At 67.4% G+C, this 19,964-nt stretch carries 16 protein-coding genes and 1 pseudogene; 9 read left to right on the top strand and 8 right to left on the bottom strand.

Annotated features, from left to right (window positions below; genetic code table 11):
• The first annotated feature begins 21 nt into the window (after window positions 1–21).
• Complete coding sequence (locus tag G510_RS0113940) at window positions 22–1,932, top strand: PTS mannitol transporter subunit IICBA (protein WP_029154103.1); 1,911 nt, start codon at window positions 22–24, stop codon at window positions 1,930–1,932.
• 59 nt (window positions 1,933–1,991) lie between these two features.
• Here the strand turns inward: G510_RS0113940 and rocD are convergent, their stop codons facing one another.
• Together rocD and ddaH are read right to left on the bottom strand one after the other, a co-directional pair.
• Window positions 1,992–3,164: an ornithine--oxo-acid transaminase gene (rocD, locus tag G510_RS0113935; RefSeq protein WP_051216791.1), complete on the bottom strand. Its 1,173-nt coding sequence runs from the start codon at window positions 3,162–3,164 to the stop codon at window positions 1,992–1,994.
• The gene (ddaH, locus tag G510_RS0113930) at window positions 3,161–4,030 is read right to left on the bottom strand and encodes a dimethylargininase (protein WP_029154101.1); all 870 of its coding nucleotides are present in this window, start codon (window positions 4,028–4,030) and stop codon (window positions 3,161–3,163) included. The genes rocD and ddaH overlap by 4 nt, the downstream gene beginning before the upstream one ends.
• A 140-nt stretch (window positions 4,031–4,170) precedes the next feature.
• Between ddaH and G510_RS0113925 the strand changes: the two genes are divergently transcribed.
• The 6 genes and pseudogenes from G510_RS0113925 (at window position 4,171) to G510_RS17155 (ending at window position 11,392) form a co-directional block, all read left to right on the top strand.
• The gene (locus tag G510_RS0113925) at window positions 4,171–4,677 is read left to right on the top strand and encodes a GNAT family N-acetyltransferase (RefSeq protein WP_029154100.1); all 507 of its coding nucleotides are present in this window, start codon (window positions 4,171–4,173) and stop codon (window positions 4,675–4,677) included.
• A complete protein-coding gene (gene cofE, locus G510_RS0113920) occupies window positions 4,674–5,441 on the top strand; it encodes a coenzyme F420-0:L-glutamate ligase (protein ID WP_084644406.1) in 768 nt (255 codons plus the stop codon). The genes G510_RS0113925 and cofE overlap by 4 nt, the downstream gene beginning before the upstream one ends.
• Before the next feature lie 129 nt (window positions 5,442–5,570).
• Entirely contained in the window at window positions 5,571–7,556 is a 1,986-nt protein-coding gene (locus G510_RS17165) for a bifunctional metallophosphatase/5'-nucleotidase (protein WP_051216790.1), read from the top strand.
• Window positions 7,557–7,811: 255 nt separating this feature from the next.
• Window positions 7,812–9,911 carry a choice-of-anchor I family protein gene (locus G510_RS0113910; RefSeq protein WP_029154098.1) on the top strand — a complete coding sequence of 700 codons (2,100 nt, stop codon included), beginning with the start codon at window positions 7,812–7,814 and terminating at the stop codon, window positions 9,909–9,911.
• 63 nt (window positions 9,912–9,974) lie between these two features.
• Entirely contained in the window at window positions 9,975–10,883 is a 909-nt protein-coding gene (locus G510_RS17160) for a cytochrome b/b6 domain-containing protein (RefSeq protein ID WP_169562659.1), read from the top strand.
• A 46-nt stretch (window positions 10,884–10,929) separates the two neighbouring features.
• A pseudogene (locus tag G510_RS17155) lies at window positions 10,930–11,392 on the top strand (DUF3817 domain-containing protein).
• Window positions 11,393–11,400: 8 nt separating this feature from the next.
• On the opposite strand, the gene rlmN reads toward G510_RS17155, so the two are convergent.
• The gene (rlmN, locus tag G510_RS0113895; RefSeq protein WP_029154097.1) at window positions 11,401–12,612 is read right to left on the bottom strand and encodes a dual-specificity RNA methyltransferase RlmN; all 1,212 of its coding nucleotides are present in this window, start codon (window positions 12,610–12,612) and stop codon (window positions 11,401–11,403) included.
• Between the two features lie 207 nt (window positions 12,613–12,819).
• On the opposite strand from rlmN, the gene G510_RS0113890 reads away from it, so the two are divergent.
• The gene (locus G510_RS0113890; RefSeq protein ID WP_029154096.1) at window positions 12,820–13,245 is read left to right on the top strand and encodes a hypothetical protein; all 426 of its coding nucleotides are present in this window, start codon (window positions 12,820–12,822) and stop codon (window positions 13,243–13,245) included.
• A gap of 93 nt (window positions 13,246–13,338) precedes the next feature.
• A complete protein-coding gene (locus G510_RS17150) occupies window positions 13,339–14,292 on the top strand; it encodes a TIGR03617 family F420-dependent LLM class oxidoreductase (protein ID WP_051216788.1) in 954 nt (317 codons plus the stop codon).
• A gap of 15 nt (window positions 14,293–14,307) precedes the next feature.
• Here G510_RS17150 and G510_RS0113880 read toward each other — a convergent pair whose 3' ends face one another.
• The 5 genes from G510_RS0113880 to G510_RS17145 all read right to left on the bottom strand — a co-directional run bounded on the left by G510_RS0113880 (window position 14,308) and on the right by G510_RS17145 (window position 19,955).
• Window positions 14,308–15,381, bottom strand: coding sequence for an ABC transporter ATP-binding protein (locus G510_RS0113880; protein WP_245563371.1), 1,074 nt, complete (start codon window positions 15,379–15,381; stop codon window positions 14,308–14,310).
• Between the two features lie 67 nt (window positions 15,382–15,448).
• On the bottom strand, window positions 15,449–17,191 hold the full coding sequence (locus G510_RS0113875; protein WP_029154094.1) for an ABC transporter permease: 1,743 nt from the start codon (window positions 17,189–17,191) through the stop codon (window positions 15,449–15,451).
• A 43-nt stretch (window positions 17,192–17,234) separates the two neighbouring features.
• Window positions 17,235–18,269 carry an ABC transporter substrate-binding protein gene (locus G510_RS0113870; protein WP_211219209.1) on the bottom strand — a complete coding sequence of 345 codons (1,035 nt, stop codon included), beginning with the start codon at window positions 18,267–18,269 and terminating at the stop codon, window positions 17,235–17,237.
• A 131-nt stretch (window positions 18,270–18,400) separates the two neighbouring features.
• A complete protein-coding gene (locus G510_RS0113865) occupies window positions 18,401–19,099 on the bottom strand; it encodes a response regulator transcription factor (RefSeq protein ID WP_029154092.1) in 699 nt (232 codons plus the stop codon).
• Window positions 19,089–19,955: a sensor histidine kinase gene (locus tag G510_RS17145; protein ID WP_051216787.1), complete on the bottom strand. Its 867-nt coding sequence runs from the start codon at window positions 19,953–19,955 to the stop codon at window positions 19,089–19,091. The genes G510_RS0113865 and G510_RS17145 overlap by 11 nt, the downstream gene beginning before the upstream one ends.
• Window positions 19,956–19,964: the final 9 nt, after the last annotated feature.

The raw sequence follows: 19,964 nt of genomic DNA, 5'->3' as shown, positions 1-19,964 counted from the left end.
CTCACCGACAAAGGAGTTCGGGTGACCACCACAACTGAGCGCAATACGCCGCGCAAGCAGAGCACCGTCCTGGTGCGCATTCAACGATTCGGGAACTTTCTCAGCGGCATGGTGATGCCGAACCTCGGCGTCTTCGTCGCCTGGGGCCTGCTCACCGCGCTGTTCATTCCGACCGGTTGGTTCCCCAACGAGGAACTGGGCGAGCTGGTATCGCCCATCATGACCTACGGGCTGCCGATGCTGATCGGCTACGCGGGCGGCCACATGGTGCACGGAGTGCGCGGAGGCGCCATCGGTGTGCTCGCCACACTCGGCGTCGTCATCGGTGCGGATGTGACCATGCTCATCGGAGCGATGGTCATGGGACCGCTTGCTGCGTGGCTGATGAAACAGATCGACCGCCTCTACGACGGCAAAGTGAAGCCCGGATTCGAGATGCTCATCAGCAACTTCTCGATGGGGATCCTCGGCGTCTTCCTCGCCATCGCTGGATACCTCGGCATCGGCCCGGTGTTCCAGGTCGTGCTGAACGTGCTGTCGGCGGGAGTGGACTGGATCCTCGCAACCGGCCTGCTCCCGCTCGTGTCGATCCTCGTTGCTCCGGCGCAGGTTCTGTTCCTGAACAACGCCATCAACCACGGGATCATGGGCCCGCTCGGCATCGAGCAGGTCGCCGAGTACGGCAAGTCCATTCTGTTCCTGGTGGACGCCAACCCCGGGCCCTCCGTCGGCACGTTGCTCGCCATCACCGTGTTCGGCGTCGGGATGGCCAAGCGCACCGCCCCGATGGCCGCAGTCATCGCTGGCATCGGCGGCATCGGCGAGGTGTACTTCCCGTTCGTGCTGATGAAGCCGAAGCTCGTGTTCGCCACCATGGGCGGCATGGCTACCTCGCTGTTTCTGCTGCAGCTGCTGGGCGGCGGAACGGTCGCGACGCCGTCTCCCGGCAGCTTCTTCGCGATGCTCGCGCTCACCCCGAGCGGGGCGCTTCTCGGCAACCTCGCTGGTTTCTTCGGCGGAATGATCGTGTCGTTCGTCATCGGTTGGGCGCTGTTGCGCGGAGAGCGCAAGCGATACAACGGCGAGGACGACGCGGAGCTCGCTACCGGCAGCGAAGCTGACCGTGAGCGTCACAACAGCGAAGTCCTGCGCGACGGCACCGATGGCGTTCGCATCAGCAAGGTCGTCGTCGCGTGCGACGCCGGGATGGGCTCGAGCGCGATGGGAGCGTCGGTGCTGAAGACGCAGATCCGCAAGCGCATGCTCGATGTGTCGGTGAGCAACTCGAAGATCGAGGAGATTCCTGCCGATGCTGACCTCGTCATCACTCACACCCAACTCGTCGACCGGGCGAAGAAGCTCCATGCCGACGGGCGCAAGAAGTTCATGACCATCACGAATTTCATCGAAGCCGACCAGTACACGGACATCGTCGATTTCATCGATGCTGTGCAGTCGGGGCGCGCGTCCGAACAGACCGTGTCCGCCGAGCGCGAGCCGGTCCTCGGCTCAGGCGTGTTCGGGCCGGGCACCATCGAACTCGGACGCGCATTCGGCACGAAGGAGGACGCCATTGCGGCGGCCGGGCAGCTCCTGGTGAACGGCGGCTTCGCCACATCCGCGTACATTCAGTCGATGCAGGATCGTGAGCGGGACACCTCCGTGTACGTCGGAAACCACGTCGCGATCCCTCACGGAACGAAATCGTCCGACGCGGAGATCCTCCGCACCGGTGTGTCGATGGTTCAGGTGCCGGACGGAATCGACTTCGATGGCGACACCGCATACGTTCTCTTCGGCATAGCGGGCAAGGCCGACGAGCACCTCGAGGTACTCGGCCGGATCGCAGAGTTCTGCGCCGACGAGAACAATGTCGACCGTCTTCGCCGGGCCACGACTGCCCAGGAAGTCCTCGACCTCATCAACGCGTAGGGCAACGCGAAGGGCGAGTTGCGGGAACGTCCGCAACTCGCTTTTCGCGTTCGCGCGCCCTATTTCCTGAGCACGAGCGCCAGCTGTTCGACGGCCCAGTCGAGCTCCGTCGCGCGGATCGTGAGCGGCGGCGCCATGCGGATCGTCTGGCCGTGCGTGTCCTTCACGAGCACGCCGCGCGCGAGCAGCCGCTCGCCGATCTCACGTCCGGTGCCGACGGCCGGATCCACGTCGATGCCCGCCCACAGCCCGACGCATCGCAGTTCCGTCACACCGTGACCGATGAGCGGCTCAAGGCGGTTCGCGAGGTGTTCGCCGAGCGACCGCGCCCGCTCCTGCCACTCGCCGGTCGCGAGCATGTCGACCACCGCGTGGCCGACCGCCGCGGCGAGCGGGTTGCCGCCGAAGGTGGATCCGTGCTGCCCCGGCTCGATCACGCCGAGCACATCCTCGTCGGCGACGACCGCCGACACCGGCACGATGCCTCCGCCGAGCGCCTTGCCGAGCAGGTACATGTCGGGCACGACGCCCTCGCGGTCGCAGGCGAACGTCTCGCCGGTGCGGCCGAGCCCCGACTGGATCTCGTCGGCGATCATCAGCACCCGCCGCTCGCGCGTGATCTCGCGCACGGCGGTCAGGTATCCGTCGGGCGGCACGATGATGCCCGCTTCGCCCTGGATCGGCTCGATCAGCACCGCTGCCGTGTTCTCGTCGATCGCTGCGGCGAGCGCCTCCGCGTCACCGAACGGCACCGTCGTGAAGCCAGGCGCGAACGGCCCGAAGTCGGCGCGCGCATCCTCATCGTTCGAGAACCCCACGATCGTCGTCGTGCGGCCGTGGAAGTTGTTCTCGGCGACGATGATGTTCGCCTGCCCGTCGGGGATCCCCTTGACGCGGTATCCCCACGCGCGCGCCACCTTGATCGCCGTCTCGACAGCCTCGGCGCCCGTGTTCATCGGGAGGACGAGATCCTTACCGCAGAGCTTCGCGAGCGCGGCGGCGAACGGCTCGAGCTGGTCGCTCGAGAACGCGCGGCTCGTGAGCGTGACGCGCGCGAGCTGATCCGTCGCGGCCTTCACGAGCGTGGGATTGCAGTGGCCGAAGTTCAGCGCCGAGTAGCCCGCGAGCATGTCGAGGTAGCGCCGGCCGTCGACGTCGTTCACCCATGCCCCCGCGCCGGTGGCGATCTCCACCGGAAGCGGCGCGTAGTTGCGTGCGATGTGCGAGGTCATGCTCCCGCTCCCCTCAGTTCGAGCGTGCAGCACTTGATGCCGCCGCCGCCGAGCAGCAGCTCCGACAGATCGATCGCGACGGGCGTGTAGCCGCGCTCTGCGAGCTGTGCCTCGAACCCCGTCGCGCGCGGCGAGATGAACACGTTGCGTCCGTCGCTGGCCGAGTTCAGTCCGAAGACGGATCCGTCTGCGTCTGCCACGCGGATCGCGCTCGGGAAGCGCTCCGCGAGGATCCGACGGCTCGCCTCGTCGAACGCGCCGGGCAGGTACGCGATCGTCGGCTCTGCACCGGGCGCGACCACGGGGTCCAGCACCGACAGCGCCGTGTCGAGGTGATAGAACCGCGGATCCACGAGGGTCAGCGAGACGACCTCGCGGCCGAAGATGTCGGCGACCTCGCGGTGACTCTCGTCGGAGGATCGGAACCCCCGCCCCGCGAGGATCACGTCACCGGCGAGCAGGAAGTCGCCCTCGCCCTCGTTCGTGGTCTTCGGTTCGACGACCTCGAACCCGCGATCGTGGAACCACTCGGTGAAGAACTTCTCCTCGCCGCTCCGCTCGGCATGGCGGAACTTCGGCGGATACGCGATGCCGTCGATGACGAATCCGCCGTTCGCGGTGTAGACCATGTCGGGCAGGCCCGGCTGCGAATCGATCAGGTCGATCTCGTGTCCGAGCGCCCGGTACGCGTCGTACAGCTTCTGCCACTGCGACACCGCACGCCGCGTGTCGGTGGGATCATCCGGATGCATCCACGGATTGATGGAGTACGACACCGTGAAGTGTTCCGGTCGGCACATCAGGTATGCGCGCAGCTGCTGCGTGCGCTCGACCCGCTCGGCCGGTGCCTCGATCGTCTCGGACATCTGACGCTCCTCGTTGTGAAACGAATGGCGGACGCAGTCCCTGGGCCCGGCGGAGCAACTCAACGCCTTCGCACGGGCACGCCACGATTATTGTGTCATGCCGATTCGCGTCTCGCGCGGGCGCGTCATATGCTCGCGCCATGGACACCAACACAGAGCTTGAGGTTCTTGTCCGCCCCATCCGCGACGTCGATGCCGCAGACATGGGACGCGTCCACGCTCAGGTGTGGCACGAGACGTACGACGGCATGATCTCGTCGGCAGCGCTCGAGGCGGTCTCGCCGAAACGGCTCGCGGATCTGTGGAGCAACTACTCCGACCGCGGCGAGGATCACCGTCACGCGGCGGCTCTGGTCGACGGCCACATCGTCGGCTTCGCCGCCTCCGGCCCCGCACGCGACGACGACGCTCCCGCACCGCGCGAGCTGTACTTCGTCTTCCTGCTCGACTCGTGGCACCGCAAGGGCATCGGCCGCAAGCTGTTCGACGCCGTGGTCGACGAGGGCGAGCCCCTCTACGGCTGGATCGCCGAGAACTACCCCGGCGGCACGGGATTCTACGAGAAGCGCGGCTTCACGATCGACGGCACGAAGCGCACCGAGCCCTTCCTCGGCGAGGAGCTCACCGAGATCCGCTTCAGCCGGTGATCTCGATCTGGGCGCCGGAGGGGATCGACGAGATCACCTCGGGCGCCGACCTGCAGGCCATCATCGGCGACGCCCTCGCGGCCTCGCCGGACGGCATCCAGAGCGGTGACATCGTCGTCGTTACGAGCAAGATCATCTCGAAGGCGGAGGGGCGCTTCGTCTCAGCCGTCGACCGCGAGGACGCGATCACGGCTGAGACCGTGCGCGTCGTCGCGTCCCGCACCAACCCGGCCACCGGATCCACGACGCGCATCGTCGAGAGCCGTCTCGGCATCGTCGCCGCCGCCGCGGGCGTGGACGCGTCGAACACCCCGGACGGCACGATCCTGCTGCTGCCCGAGGATCCGGATGCGTCCGCCTGCGCGCTCGCGAAGAGCCTGCGTGCGCGCTTCGGCGTCGACGTGGGCGTGCTCGTCAGCGACACGCTCGGCCGCGCGTGGCGCGACGGACAGACCGACCAGGCGATCGGCGCCGCGGGCGTCACGGTCTTCGAGGATCTCCGCGGGTCCACCGACGCGCAGGGTCGCGAGCTGTCCGTGACGCTCCCGTGCGTCGCCGACGAGCTGTGCTCGGCCGCCGACCTCGTGAAGGGGAAGTCGACCGGTAGGCCCATCGCCGTCGTCCGCGGGCGAGGAGACCTCGTCGGCTCCCTCGACCTGCCCGGCGCGCGCACGATCCCTCGCACGGGGCCCACGGACATGTTCCGGAAGGGCTACGACGAAGCCTTCGCCGACGGGTACGCTGCCGGTCGCGGCGACGCCTGACGTTCGTTCTTTCACCTCTCGTTCACCCAGGGGTCTCGCGCTCGGCGCTTGAACAGGCTAGAAAAAGGTCTGATGCCTCCGACCGGGGCTGACCATCTTCCTGTTCGAAGGACTGCAATGCGATCATCTATGAAACGCGGGATCGGCGGCTGCGCCGCGCTCGCCGCCGCCTCCGCCCTGCTCTTCGTCCCGCAGGCCGCATCAGCGGCCACCGCGGACGAGACGACCGATATCCAGGTCATCGGCATCAACGATTTCCACGGCCGCATCGAGGCCAACCCCGGAAACGGCGTCGCTGGAGCGGCGAGCCTCGTCGGAGCCGTGCGGCAGTTCGAGTCGGAGAACCCGAACACGCTGTTCGTGTCGGCGGGCGACAACATCGGTGCCTCGACGTTCACGTCGTTCATCCAGCAGGACGAGCCGACGATGGAGTCGCTCGCTCTCGGCGGGCTCGATGTCGGTGTCGTCGGCAACCACGAGTTCGACCAGGGCTATGCCGATCTCACTGACCGCGTGCAGCCGTTCTACCAGCAGTTCAGCGCCGAAGAGGGCTACGGCCAGGACCTGACGCTCGGTGCCAACGTCTACATGGCGGGCACGCAGGATCCGGCGCTGAGCGAGTATGCGATCCGCGAGGTCGACGGCGTGCGGGTCGGCTTCATCGGCACGATCACGGCCGACACTCGGACTCTCGTCTCGCCGGCCGGCATCTCCGAGATCGAGTTCGGCGACCAGGTCGAGGCGGCCAACCGCGTCGCGGCCGAGATCGCCGACCAGGTCGACGTGACCGTGCTGCTGACGCACTCGGGCGCCGAGGTTTCCGGCGACGATGCCGCAACCTGCGACGAGATCGCGAACGAGCAGACCGAGTTCGGTGCCCTCGTGCGCGACGCGTCGCCGGAGATCGACGCGATCCTCTCCGGCCACACGCACCAGGCCTACCCGTGCACGATCCAGGATCGCCCGATCCTGCAGACCGGCAGCTACGGCGCCAACATGTCGCTGCTCGATATCGCGGTCGACACCGCGACGAAGGAACTCGTGTCGGTGAACGCCTCGCTCGTTCCGCTGGTCGATGAGGAGGCGGAGGAACTCCTCTTCCCGGCCGCCGAAGACATCCAGGCCGTCGTCGACGCCGCCGTCGCGTTCGCCGCCGTTCAGGGCAACGAGCCCGTCGGCCAGATCAGCGCGGACATCCTGCGCGGCGGTGAAGTGCCCGGCGACGACCGCGGCGTGGAATCGCCGATGAACAACCTCGTCGCCGACGTGTACCTGTGGTCGACGACCGAGTACGCGAAGTACGGCGGAGAGCCAGCTGACCTCGCGCTCATGAACGCGGGCGGCCTGCGCGACGACCTGCTTTACGCCTCGAGCGAGGTCGGCGAGGGCGACGGCGTCGTCACGTACGCCGAGGCCGCTGCCGTGCAGCCGTTCGCGAACACCCTCACCACGAGCGAGCTCACGGGCGCCGACATCGAGCAGATCCTCGAGGAGCAGTGGCAGCCGGGCGAGGACCGCCCCAAGCTTCAGCTTGGCATCTCCGAAGGATTCACCTACGAGTACATCGACGAGGCCGAGCCCGGCGAGCACGTGCAGTCGATGACGCTCAACGGCGAGGCGCTCGACCCCGCCGCCACGTACACCGTCACGACAAACTCGTTCGTCTCGGCGGGCGGCGACGGATTCACGGGCTTCAACAACGGCCCGGCCCGCGACTCCGGTCTCATCGACCTCGAGACGACCGTCGACTACTTCGCCGCGCACGACGTCGTCGACCCGGCGCCGCTCGGCCGCGCCGCCGTCTACGAGGAGGCGGAGCCGACGCCCGACCCCACGCCTTCGGAGGAGCCCACTCCGGCACCTTCGGAGGAGCCGACCGCGGCACCTTCGGAAGAGCCAACCGCTGCTCCGTCGGAGGAGCCGACGGCCGCGCCGTCCGAGGAGCCCACCGCGGCACCGTCTGAGGACCCGACAGCGGCTCCCTCGGCCGGACCGACCGAGGCGCCTCTCGCGCCGACCGGCGGCGACGTCACCTGGGGCCTCGGCTTCGGTGCCGCGGCGCTGATGGCAGCGGGCATCGTGCTCGCCGCCCGCACGCGCAGCCGCAAGGCGTAGACCCGAACGAAGCCGGGGGCCGACTGGCCCCCGGCTTCGTCGTTCCCGGTTCTGTCGGAGTGACCGCTCAACTCGGTTCGGTTCCGTCGGAGATTTCCCGCCGGCACCGCGTCGCACGCCGTCCGAGCGTGGAATCTCCGACAGAACCGGAGCACTCGCCGGCGCCGCTCCGACAGAACCGGGCGGTACGCGGCGCCACCCAACCGTTCACCTGGCGTTCACGGCCGCACCACTCGTATACAAAACACTGGGGCCATGCGAAAAAGCCCCCGATACCTCCTTGCCGCAGGTGCGGCGTGCGCACTGGCGCTGTCGCCGGTCGCCGCCTCGGCGGCCCAGCCCGGCGACATCGAGCCCATCTACGACGCCATCGCCGACGCCCCCTTCGACCTGTCGGTCGCGGGCACGTTCGAGACCGGTATCTTCGACGCCGGTGCGAGCGAGATCGTGCAGGCGCACGGCAACCGACTCTTCTCGGTCAACGCCGACGCCGGCAGCGTTTTCGCGATCGAAATGACCGACCCGACGGCGATGGCCGAGCTCTACCAGGTCGGTGCCGAGGGCGGCATCGCGAACTCCGTCGCGATCCGCGACGACGGCCTCGGGGTCGTCGCCCTCGAGAACGCCGACGACAAGACCGCGCCCGGGCGCCTGCTGTTCTTCGACGCCAACGCCGACGAGCCGACCGTGCTCGGCGAGGTGACGGTCGGGGCGCTTCCCGACATGGTCACGATGTCGCCCGACGGCGCGTTCGCCGTTGTCGCGAACGAGGGCGAGCCCGCGGACGACTTCTCGAGCGACCCCGAGGGGTCGGTCGGTGTGGTGGCACTCCCCGAGACCATCGAGGCACCCTCTCAGGACGACGTGCGCATCGCCGACTTCCACGCGTTCGAGGGCGTCGAGCTCGATGACTCGGTGCGCGACGCATTCGGCCCGATCCTGAACGACGAGTTCCCGCGCTCGACGAACTGGGAGCCCGAGTACGTCACGGTGCAGGACGGCATTGCGTACGTGGCCATGCAGGAGGCCAACGCGATCGCGACGGTCGACCTCGCCTCAGCGGCGGTCACCGACGTGTTCGGCCTCGGCTTCATCGACCGCGGCACCGTGCCGCTGGATGCCTCCGACCGCGACCCAGAGGACGCGCCGACGATCAACATCGCCACGTACCCCGGCCTATACGGCGTGCCGATGCCCGACGGCGTGCACTCGTACCAGTCGAACGGCGAGACCTACATCGTCACGGCCAACGAAGGCGACGCCCGTGAGTGGGGCGACTACGTCGAGCCCGCTCGAGTGAAGGACCTCGGCACCGACGACGCTCCGGGAACAGGCCCGCTCTGCGAGAACCTCGCTTCTTATGAGGACGACGCGGCCCTCGGCCGCCTCGAGGTCACGACCGAGATGGGCTTCGACGACGAGCAGGGCTGCTACAGCGAGCTCTACGCCTACGGCGCACGCTCGTTCTCGATCTACTCGGCAGACGGCGAGCTCGTGTTCGACTCCGGCTCGCAGTTCGAGGAGCTCGGGGCCCGGCTGTCCGAGTCCACGCCGCTCGTGTTCAACTCCGGGCACGACGACAACGAGTTCGACAGCCGCAGCGACGCGAAGGGCATCGAGCCCGAGAACCTCACGATCGGCGAGATCGACGGCCGCACCTACGCGTTCATCGGCTTCGAGCGCCTCGGCGGTGTCGTGGTGTACGACGTGACCGATCCGGCAGCCTCCACCTACGTCGAGTACGTCAACAACCGCTCGTTCGACGTGTCGCTCGGCGACGCATACGAAGAGCTCGAGGCGTCGGGCGGCTCGGAGGAAGAGCTCGCCGCTCTCGTGAACTCGGTCGGCGATCTCGGGCCCGAGGGGCTCGACTTCATCCCGGCCGATGCCTCGCCCACGGGGATTCCCATGATCGTGGTCGGCAACGAGGTCACGGGCACGACGACGCTCTACACCCTCGACGGGGCACCCGTGGCGGCGCCGTCGCCCGAGCCGACCGAGACGGCAGCACCTGCTCCGTCGGAAGAGCCGTCGCCCGAGCCGACGGAGACCGCGGCACCCGCACCGGGCGAGGAGCCGGCACCGGCTGAGGAGCCGTCGCCTGCACCGACGGAAACCGCGGCACCTGCGCCGGCCGAAGAGCCGTCTGAGGAACCCACGCCCGCACCCACAGAAACGGCCGCACCCGCCCCGGCCGAGGACCCGAGCGCAGCTCCGTCGGAGCAGCCAGCGGCCGCGCCGGGCGAGGACCCGCTCGCGCCGACCGGTGGAGACGTGACCTGGGCCATCGGCCTCGGGGGTGCCGTTCTGATCGCGGCGGGAATCGTCATCGCCCGCACCCGCAGCCGGGCATAGCGCCAGCGCTCGGCCGAACCGGGCGCTTCGTGCTTCTCAGCTGGGATCGGTAAGAATACTGGGGTGACGAAAACGCGACCGACATGGCTTCAGGCCGTGGCCTCGCTGTTCGTCGTCGCCGCCATCGTTCTGGTCTGCTGGTGCGGCGTCTTCGTCGTACGCGGCCTGCTCTCGACCGACGAGCTGTCCGCATTCCTGACCCGGTTCCCGGGAGACGCGCCCCAGCTCGCCTCGACCCCCGACGGAATCCCCGCGTTCGTCTCGTGGACGCATTTCCTCAACGCTTTCTTCCTCGTCATGATCGTGCGCACCGCCCTCCGCGTGCGCGGCGAAAAGCGGGCGGGCGGGCTGTGGACATCGACCCGGGTGAAGAAGCGGCGCATGTCGCTCGCCCTCTGGGCGCACATCGCCGTCGATGTCCTGTGGCTCGCGAACGGCGTCGTCTTCGTCGTACTGCTCTTCACCAGCGGCCACTGGGCGCGCATCGTGCCGGTGAGCTGGGAAGTCTTCCCGAACGCCCTGTCCGCGCTCCTGCAGTACCTCTCGCTCGACTGGCCCACACACAGGGGCTGGGTGAACTACAACGCGCTGCAGCAGCTGAGCTACTTCGCGATCGTCTTCATCGCCTCCCCCATCGCGGCCGTCACCGGCTACCGGCTCAGCACCTTCTATCCGAAGGGCCCCGCGTGGCAGCGCGCGCTTCCCGACACCCTGGCGAAGAAGCTCCACTTCCCGACCATGCTGTTCTTCGTCGCCTTCGTCATCGCCCACGTCGGCCTCGTCTTCACCACCGGAATCCTGCGCAACCTCAACACGATGTACGGCGGCGCTGACCGCGTGAGCTGGGTCGGGTTCGCCGTGTTCGCCGCAACGGTCGTTCTGATGATCATCGGATGGCGCACCGCCCGCCGCGACGATTGGATCGCGAAGCCCGCCTCCTGGACGGGCGACGTCAGGATGATGAGGAAGTAGTGCGCGCACGCGTACGGTGGGAGAACACCCCCGACCAAGGAGCGCGATGATTCGCACGCCCGCCAGCCTGTACCGCGTCCTCGCGATCGCCGAGGCGATCACCTGGACGATCCTGATCTCGGCGCTGATCGCGCGCGCGGTCGGAGCTCCCGGCATCGTCGTGACGATCGGCGGGGGGCATCCACGGGTTCATCTTCCTCGCCTACGGGGCGACGGCGATCGTCGTGGCGTTCAACCAGCGCTGGTCGATCGGTCTCGGCGTGCTGGCCGTGGCGAGCGCGATCGTGCCCTACGCGACGATCCCGATGGAGATCTGGCTGCACCGCAAGGGGCGCCTCGAGGGCGAATGGCGCCTGGAGGAGTCAGATCACCCGCAGGATCGCACCTGGTACGACCGCCTGCTGCGCTGGTTCCTGCGCCACGCGTGGATCCTCGTGTCGCTCATCGTCGTCGCCGTCGTCGCGCTGTACGTCATCCTGCTCCTCGTCGGTCCTCCCGGCGGGAAGTAATAGGCGGATCAGCCCGCGGAGAGCCGCTCGTCCTCTTCCGTGACGACGAGCTGCCCGCAGGCCCCGTCGATCTCCTTGCCGCGGGTGTCGCGGATCGTCGTGGGGATCCCGCGGTCGTTCAACCGGCGCACGAACTCGCGCTGCGCCGCGATGGGCGAGGCGTCCCACACGGATCCGGGCGTCGGGTTCAGCGGGATCGGGTTGACGTGCACCCATCCCTTGCCGCGCTCGAGCAGCTTGTCCGCGAGCAGCTCAGCGCGCCACGGGTGGTCGTTCATGTCCTTGATCAGGGCGTACTCGATCGACACGCGGCGGCCGGTGCGCTCGTAGTAGCCGCGCGCCGCATCGAGCACCTCGTCGACCTTCCAGCGCGAGTTGACCGGGATCATCTCGTTGCGGAGCTCATCATCGGGCGCGTGCAGCGAGAGCGCGAACGTGACCGGGATCTCCTCGTCGGTGAGCTTGCGGATCGCCGGGGCGAGCCCGACGGTCGAGATCGTGATGCCGCGGGCGCTCATGCCGAGGCCCTGCTTCTTGTCGACCATCGTACGCACGGCCTGCATGACGCGCTTGTAGTTGGCGAGGGGCTCACCCATGCCCATGAACACGATGTTGCTGACGCGCTCGGCGCTGTTGTCGTCGTCGCGCTTGCCGCCCAGCTCGCCCGCCGCGATGACCTCGTTCGCGCGCACGACCTGGTCGACGATCTCCGCCGCCGACATGTTGCGGGTCAGGCCGTTCTGACCGGTCGCGCAGAACGGGCAGTTCATGCCACAGCCGGCCTGCGAGCTGACGCAGAGCGTGATGCGGCCGGGGTAGCGCATGAGAACCGACTCGACGAGGGCGCCGTCGTGCAGCTTCCAGAGGAACTTGATCGTGTCGCCGCCGTCGGTCTGCAGACGTCGCACCTCCGTGAGCAGGTTCGGCAGCAGGCCGGCGACGAGCTCGTCGCGGCCCTCCTTCGGCAGATCCGTCATCTTCTCGGGGTCGCGCGTGTAGTGCTCGAAGTAGTGCTTCGCGAGCTGCTTCGCGCGGAATCCGGGAAGGCCCAGCTCCTTGAGCTTGTCGACGCGTTCCTCGGGCGTGAGGTCGGCGAGGTGCTCCGGCGGCTTGCCCCGCTTCGGGCTCGCGAACTGCAGAAGCGGGCGTCCGGCCTCGTCCTTGCGCTGTTGCCAGCCCTCGGCCTTGGGCTTGACCTGGCGAATTCCCGACGTCGTCATGCCTCCACGGTACGGCCCCGACCCCGGGATCCGCTGGAGAATTCCAAGATGCTCCCCGGACACACGCCGCGGGGAGGGCAGTTCTCCCCATCGCGCGCGCGGGACGAAGCCCGTAGCTTGGTAATGTCCGGCCGGTTTCGGGGGAGCCCGGCCGGACTTCGCCTCACCCGGGGTTCCCGTCCCTCGCACAGCTTTCCAGGAGATCCCATGACTGTTTCCCGCCGCGCCCGCCTGCTCTCGGCAATCGGCGCCATCGCTCTCGTCCCCGCCGCGCTGACGGCCTGCTCGGGAGGCGCCGGCGGACAGTCCGCTGCCGACGCCTGCAAGGTCGCTCAGGACACCTTCACCGAGGTGAGCTCCGACATGGGCGGCCTGTCCTCGATGATGTCCGATCCTGAGGGCATGAAGCAGATGATTGCTGACCTCGACACGAAGATCGCCGAGGGCGGCGAGAAGATCACGAACGAAGAAGTCAAGTCGGTATACGACGACTTCGGTGCCGGAATCACGACGATCTCGGAGAGCCTCGACGCCATGGCGGACGACCCCACCAGCGTCGACACCGAGGCGCTCACCGAGGCCTCGGAGAAGCTCACGACCGCGGGCACCGACCTCGCCGAGGTCTGCGGCTGACCGAGCACCGCTGAAGGCGTTGTTCGCCGCTGAATTTGTCGGCGGCGAACAACGCCTTTCTCATGCACGCCGGTCGTCCGGCAGGCTGGGTCCATGCATCTCGATCTGGGCGTCAGAGACGCCGCCCCCGACGCCGTCCTCGCAGCCGCCCGTCACGCCGAGAGCGGCGACTTCGACGGCATCCAGGTGCCCGAGCTCGCCCACGATCCCCTCATCGCGTGCGCGCTCGCGGGGTCGGTGACCGAACGGATCCACACGGCGACCTCCATCGCCGTCGCGTTCGCGCGCAATCCGATGACCGTCGCGCAGGCCGCGAACGACGCGCAGCTCGCGTCGAAGGGGCGCTTCAGCCTGGGGCTCGGATCCCAGGTGAAGCCGCACATCGAGAAGCGGTTCTCGATGCCGTGGACGGCACCGGCGCCGCGCATGCGCGAGTTCATCGCGGCCGTGCGCGCGATCTGGGACTCATGGGAAACCGGCGAGCGGCTGAATGTGCGCGGAGAGCACTACACGCACACGCTCATGACGCCGATGTTCTCACCGGGGCAGAACCCGTACGGATCCCCCGAGATCTGGCTCGCCGCGGTCGGCCCGGCGATGACGGCGCTCGCGGGCGAGGCTGCCGACGGCTTCATCGCGCACGCATTCACGACGCCCGAGTACCTCGCGGAAGTCAGCCTGCCCGCGCTCGCGGACGGCCGCGCCCGCTCCGGCCGCAAGACGACCGACGTGATCCTGACGCCGTTCGTCGTGACCGGATCCGACGAGCCCGAGCGCGCCGCCGCCGAGAAGGCCGTGCGCAGCCAGATCTCGTTCTACGCCTCGACGCCGTCGTACCGACCCGTCATGGAACTGCACGGCTGGGAGAACGCGGCCGACGCCCTGCACGCGGCGAGCAGGCGCGGCGAGTGGGATCAGATGGGCCAGCTCATCACCGACGACATGATGCAGGCGTTCGCCACGTTCTGTGCGCCCGCGGATCTGCGCCCGGCGCTCGAGGCGCGCTTCGCATCCGTCGCGACGCGCGCCTGCGTCACCCTGGTATGACGTGCAGTCGGGGCCTCACTCGCGGTCCGGCAGCAGCCACGCGCGGTCGGACTCGACCCGCACGTGCGCAACGCTCTGCAGGTCGAGCACGTCGGCCGCGACGGGGTCGGAAACCGACGCGATGAGGTTTCCCGAATCAGTCTCGATCTCGTACTCGACGGTCGATCCGTAGAACACCGTGTTGAGCACGCGGCCGACGTCGCCCGTGGCCCGTTCCGACTTTTCCGCCGCACCCGTCGACAGGTGTACAGATTCCGGACGCACGAGCAGCTGGGCCGTGTCGCCGACCACGACGTCCGGATGGGCGGGCACGCGCAAACTATCGCCGAGCACAGCGGCCGTCGCGGTGCCGTCGCCGTGGATCGCCTCGACCTCGGCGTCCAGGAAGTTCGCGCGTCCGATGAAGTCTGCGACGAACATCGATGCCGGGCGCCGGTACACCTCGCTCGGCGCGCCGACCTGCTCGATGCGCCCCTTGCTCATCACCACGATTCGGTCCGACATCGTCATCGCCTCGTCCTGATCGTGGGTGACGAAGATGCTCGTGATGCCGAGACGACGCTGCAGAAGGCGGATTTCGTGACGCATCTGCACGCGCAGCTTCGCGTCGAGGTTCGACAGCGGTTCGTCGAACAGAAGTACTTTCGGTCGCATCACCAGGGCCCGCGCAAGCGCGACCCTCTGCTGTTGGCCGCCGGACAACTGATGCGGGGCGCGATCCGCGAGCCCGGACAGATTCATGATGGCGAGAATGCCGTCGACGTCCTCGGCGATGCGGCTCGCGGATATCTTCTTCAGCTTCAGGCCGTACGAGACGTTGTCGCGCACGCTCAGGTGCGGGAATAGCGCGTACGACTGGAAGACCATCGACATGGGGCGACGGTTCGGCGGCGTGGCGGAGATGTCGACACCGTCGAGGTTGATGGCGCCCTCGGTGAGAGTCTCGAACCCGGCGATCATGCGGAGCGTCGAGGTCTTGCCGCAGCCCGAAGGGCCGAGCAAGGTGACGAACTCCCCGGGTTCGATGTCGAGGTCGATGCTCTCAACGGCCGCGGCGACCGTTGGGTCGGCGCTGTAGCGCTTGCTCACACCCCGCAACGTGAGCCGTGCGGCATCGATGTCGGAAATGCCAGCGGCCGCTGCAGGGATCGTTGTGTCAGTGACGGAGGAGACCACGAAAGACGACCTTTCTCAGGAGGAGGTTAATGAGCCCGATGATCGCGAGCACGATGGTCACGAGCAGCGCGCAGTACGCGAACGCGTTTCCGAATCGACCTGCGTCGACCTCGGCGAGGATCTGTGAGGTCATGATCTTGATCCCGGGCGTCGTCAAGAACACGATGGGCGACAGCGTCGTCATCGCCCGCGCAGTCGCCAGGGTGATGCCGGTGGCGAATGCGGAATGGATGAGGGGAAGGGTGACCTTGCGAAAGGTCGTAGCGCCGCTGGCTCCGAGCGAGGTCGAAGCTTCGTCGATCGCGGGGTTGATCTGCGCGAGTGCGGCGACGCCCGCGCGCTGCCCCGGGGGGAGCGAACGCGTGATGAAGACCATGACGATGGCGAGTCCGCCGCCGAACGCCGCGGCCCCGCCGGCGAGCGGCGGCAGGATCTGGACCCCGAAGATCTCCGTCGGCACGAGGAACGCGACCGCGTATCCAATGCCGAGCACAGTGCCGGGCACGGCAAGACCGAGCATTCCGACGAAGTCGAGCACGCCTGCGAACCGGCCGAGCTTGCGCACGACGAGCCACGCGATGAGCATGCCGAGCACACCAGCGGTCGGCGCCGCGATCAGCGCCATCACCGTCGTGTCGAGCATCGCCTTTGAACCGATTCCTGCCAGCACGAAGCGGAAGTGATCGAGCGTGAACTCATTGTTGACGCCGGGGACTTTGAGGAACCCGCCCGCGACGACCGTGGCGTATACGGTGATCGTCACCGCGACCCATGCGGATACCAGGACGAGCACCGGAATCCGAAGAGTGGGCGCCGTGATGAGTTCTGCTCGGCCAGACGGCTTGCCCGTGACCGAGGTCACCTGCTTCTTGCCGGTCCAGTAGCGCTGTACGAGGAAGACCAGCAGCGCCGGGACGATGAGCAGAATCGAGTAGGCGGCCCCCGCTTGCACGTTGAACTCGCCGGTCACCGCGATGTATGCCCGCGTCGACAGCACGGTGTAGTCGCCTCCGAGTACGAGCGGGTTCGCCAGATCTGCAATGCCCTCGACGAACAGCAACAGAAACGAACCCGCGATCCCGGGGGCGAGCATCGGCAGCGTCACGGTGAAGAAGATTCGTGCTTTGCTCGCGCCGAGGTCGCTGGCGGCCTCGTCGAGCGACGGGTCGAGGTTCTCCAGCATGCCCTTGAGGTTCATATAGGCGACCGGCGAGAACGACAATGTGAGCACGAAGACGAGCCCGCCGAGGCCATAGACGTCGGTGTTGATCCCGAGCAGCGACGATGTGATGACGCCGCTTCGGCCGAACAACGTGATCGTCGCCGTCGCCACCGCGAACGGCGGCGCAACAACGGGCACGAGCGCCAGAAGGTGCAGCAGCCTCTTGCCCCGGAACTTCAGGCGCACCTGGGCGAAAGCGAAGAGGAAGCCCACGAGCGTGCCGCACACTCCGACGAGGAGCCCGAGCAGCATTGTGTTCCCGACGACGCGCAGGTTCGCCGGATTCGTGAACATGCCCGTGAACACCGCGAGGCCCTCGGCGGAGAACGCCGCCATGACGAGCTTGCTCATCGGGAGGCCGAGCAGCAGCACGAGGATGACGACGACGACCGCCACGATGATCATCACTGACGGATCGCGCCGCGTGCCGCGGGTTCGGCGGTGCGGCGCCGGAGTGAGCGCCTGCGTGGGGGTGGACGTCGGATCGAGTGTCAGCGCCATGTCTCGCCCCCGTCCTTCATGGAGCGAGCGTCGTTCACGGTGCTCACTCCTTCGGCTGCGGAGCGATCTCAGCGTCGAAGCGCTTCGTCAGCTCGTCGCGGGCGGCGCCCGCCTCGGCGATGTCGTAAGTGAGCACCGCAACATCGTCGCGATCGACCATCTCGTCGGTCACCTCGGCATCGGGGTTGGTCGGCACCTGGAAATTGCCGGTCGCGACGCCGATCTCCTGTGCGACGGGGGTCAGCGCCCAGTCGATGAACTGCTTGGCAGCGTCGGGATGGGCGGCGTCTTTGATCAGCGATACGGCGCCGACCTCAAAGGTCGCGCCCTCCTCCGGGTAGATGGTCTCGAGATTCGTGAATCCCTCGTTGATGAACTTGACGCAGTCGTGAGCGAAGATGAGACCTACCGCGATCTCGCCGCGCCCGGCCATCTGCCCCGGGCCGCTGCCACTCTTGGTGTACTGCAAGATGTTGCTGTGCAGGTCGCCGAAGTACTCCAGCGCAGCGTCCTGATCGCCATCGTTCAACTCGACCTGGCTCCACATCGCCTGGTAGGCGGTGCCGGATGTCGCGGGGTGAGCCATCGCGATGTTGCCGGCGAAGACCGGATCGAGCAGGTCGGACCATGACTCGGGCAGATCGGCACCGATGTCCTCGAGCACGTCGGTATTCGCACAGAAACCGAACATGCCCCAGTAGATTCCCGTCCACAGGCCGTCAGGATCCTTGAACTCATCCGGTATGACATCAGCATTCGGCGACACGTACGGCTCGAGCAGCCCGAACTCCGCGGAAGCGACGTGATTGTCGGCGCCTCCGCCGTACACGACATCGAACTCCGGGTTCGCCTTCGACGCGTTCATACGTGCAACGGCCTCGCCCGCGCTCATGCGCACGTAGCGCGCCGTGGTTCCCTCCTCGGCCGAGAACGTATCCATCACCTGCTGGCACTGGTCCTCCTGCACGGTGCACAGCACCGTCAGGGATCCGCCTCCGCCTCCGGAATCCGACGAGGACGAACTGCTGCAGCCGGCTAGGACCAGGGCGGTTGCGCCGAGCGCAGCCGCCGTCGTCATCACATGTGAACGCATGATCGAGTAACTCCTTCGTTGTGCTCCTACGCGCCATCGCGTGGGCTCTCAGCTCGATGCTATGAACCGCTCGGGATCAGAACGGTGACAATCGCTGTTGCTTAGTAACTGTTCTGTCACTCAGTCGGCTCAACGTCGAACACGTAGCCGACGCCGCGCACGCTGCGGATCCGCGCACCTGTGCCCGCATGCACAGCGTCGAGCTTGCGCCTGAGCCGATACACGGTCGTTTTCAACAGCTCGCGGTTGCCGATGCGATCGATATCGCCCCAGACGGCAGAGACGAGCCGAGCGAACGGCATCGTCTCGCCCGCGTGCTCGACCAGCACGTGCAGCACGCGGAACTCGCTCGGAGTGACCATGATCCGCTTCGACGACACGAACACCTCATGACGCGCGACCTGCAGTCGAAGGTCGCCGCTCGTCAGGCTCTCGTCGGAGTGCGCCTCGTGCCGTTGCGCGAGCACCTGCGCCCGCAGCGCCAGCTCGCGAGGGTGGAACGGCTTCGTGACGTAGTCGTCGGCCCCGGCCTCGAGGCCACGGATCCGATCAGAGCTCTCCCCCTTCGCGGTGAGCAGAAGGACCGGGATGTTCCACCGGTCGCGGATTCTCCGGCACAGTTCGATCCCGGTCATGTCCGGGAGCATCACATCGAGCACGATGAGGTCGGGCTGCTCGCTGCGCAGTGCGGTCCACGCTGGCCCGGCCGCATGGAAGCTGCGCCAGCGGAATCCCTGCGTCTCGAGGGCGAACGTGACGATGTCGACGATTGCCGGCTCGTCGTCAATCACCCAGGCCAGCGGCTCACTCGTCATCATCATCACCCTCGCCGTCGCGCATGAGCGGCAACGTGAACATCACCGTCGTCCCCAGCTGCGCGATCGTGTCGACGTAGATCATGCCGCCGTGCAGTTGCACGATGTGCTGCGAGACATACATGCCGAGCCCCGTGCCTCCGCGGTCGCCTGTGCCGCTCGAGAATCGTTGGAACAGCTGCTTCTGCTGCTGAACCGACATTCCGAGCCCGCTGTCGCTCACTGAGATGAGCACGTCGCTGTCGCGACGCATCATTCGAACCGTGACGGGAGCGTCGTCTGTGCCGCCTCGCACTGCGTTCGTCACAAGGTTCACCACAACCTGTTTCACCAAGCTCGGGTCGATGTACAGGCGGATCGGCGGCTCGAACGAGTCGAACTGCACATCGGCGGCGAGCACCTGCCGCAGCTCACGAACTGTCTGTCGCAACAGACTGCGCAGATTCACGAGGTCAAGGTGAAGTTCGAAGACCCCGGCCTCGATGCGCGCGTGGGCGAGCAGATCCTCCGACAGCCCAATCACCTGGCTCGCGTTATCCGCGATGCGGCGCGCGAAAGCACGCTGACGCTCGTTGAGCGGACCGGGCGTCTCCTCGATCAACAGGTCGGACGACCCCTTGATGATGGCCAGGGGCGTGCGGATCTCATGGCTGAGAATCGCGATCTGGTCCGCGCGCCGCGCAGCGAGCTCCGCGTATCGCCCGACCTCGATCGAGACCGCGTTCCGACGACGCTCGCCGATTCGCCAGGCGGCCGTCCCCATGAAGAACACGACTGCCACTGCGGTGATAGCGGCACTCATGACGCCGGTGTAACCGGCCATGATGCCGCCGATCGCGGCGATCGCAGCACCCACGAGGGCAAT

This window comes from Microbacterium gubbeenense DSM 15944, from assembly GCF_000422745.1.
GTDB classification, from domain to species: domain Bacteria; phylum Actinomycetota; class Actinomycetes; order Actinomycetales; family Microbacteriaceae; genus Microbacterium; species Microbacterium gubbeenense.
Note: the sequence above shows the minus strand (reverse complement) of the source record. Positions and strands in the feature narration are given on the sequence as shown.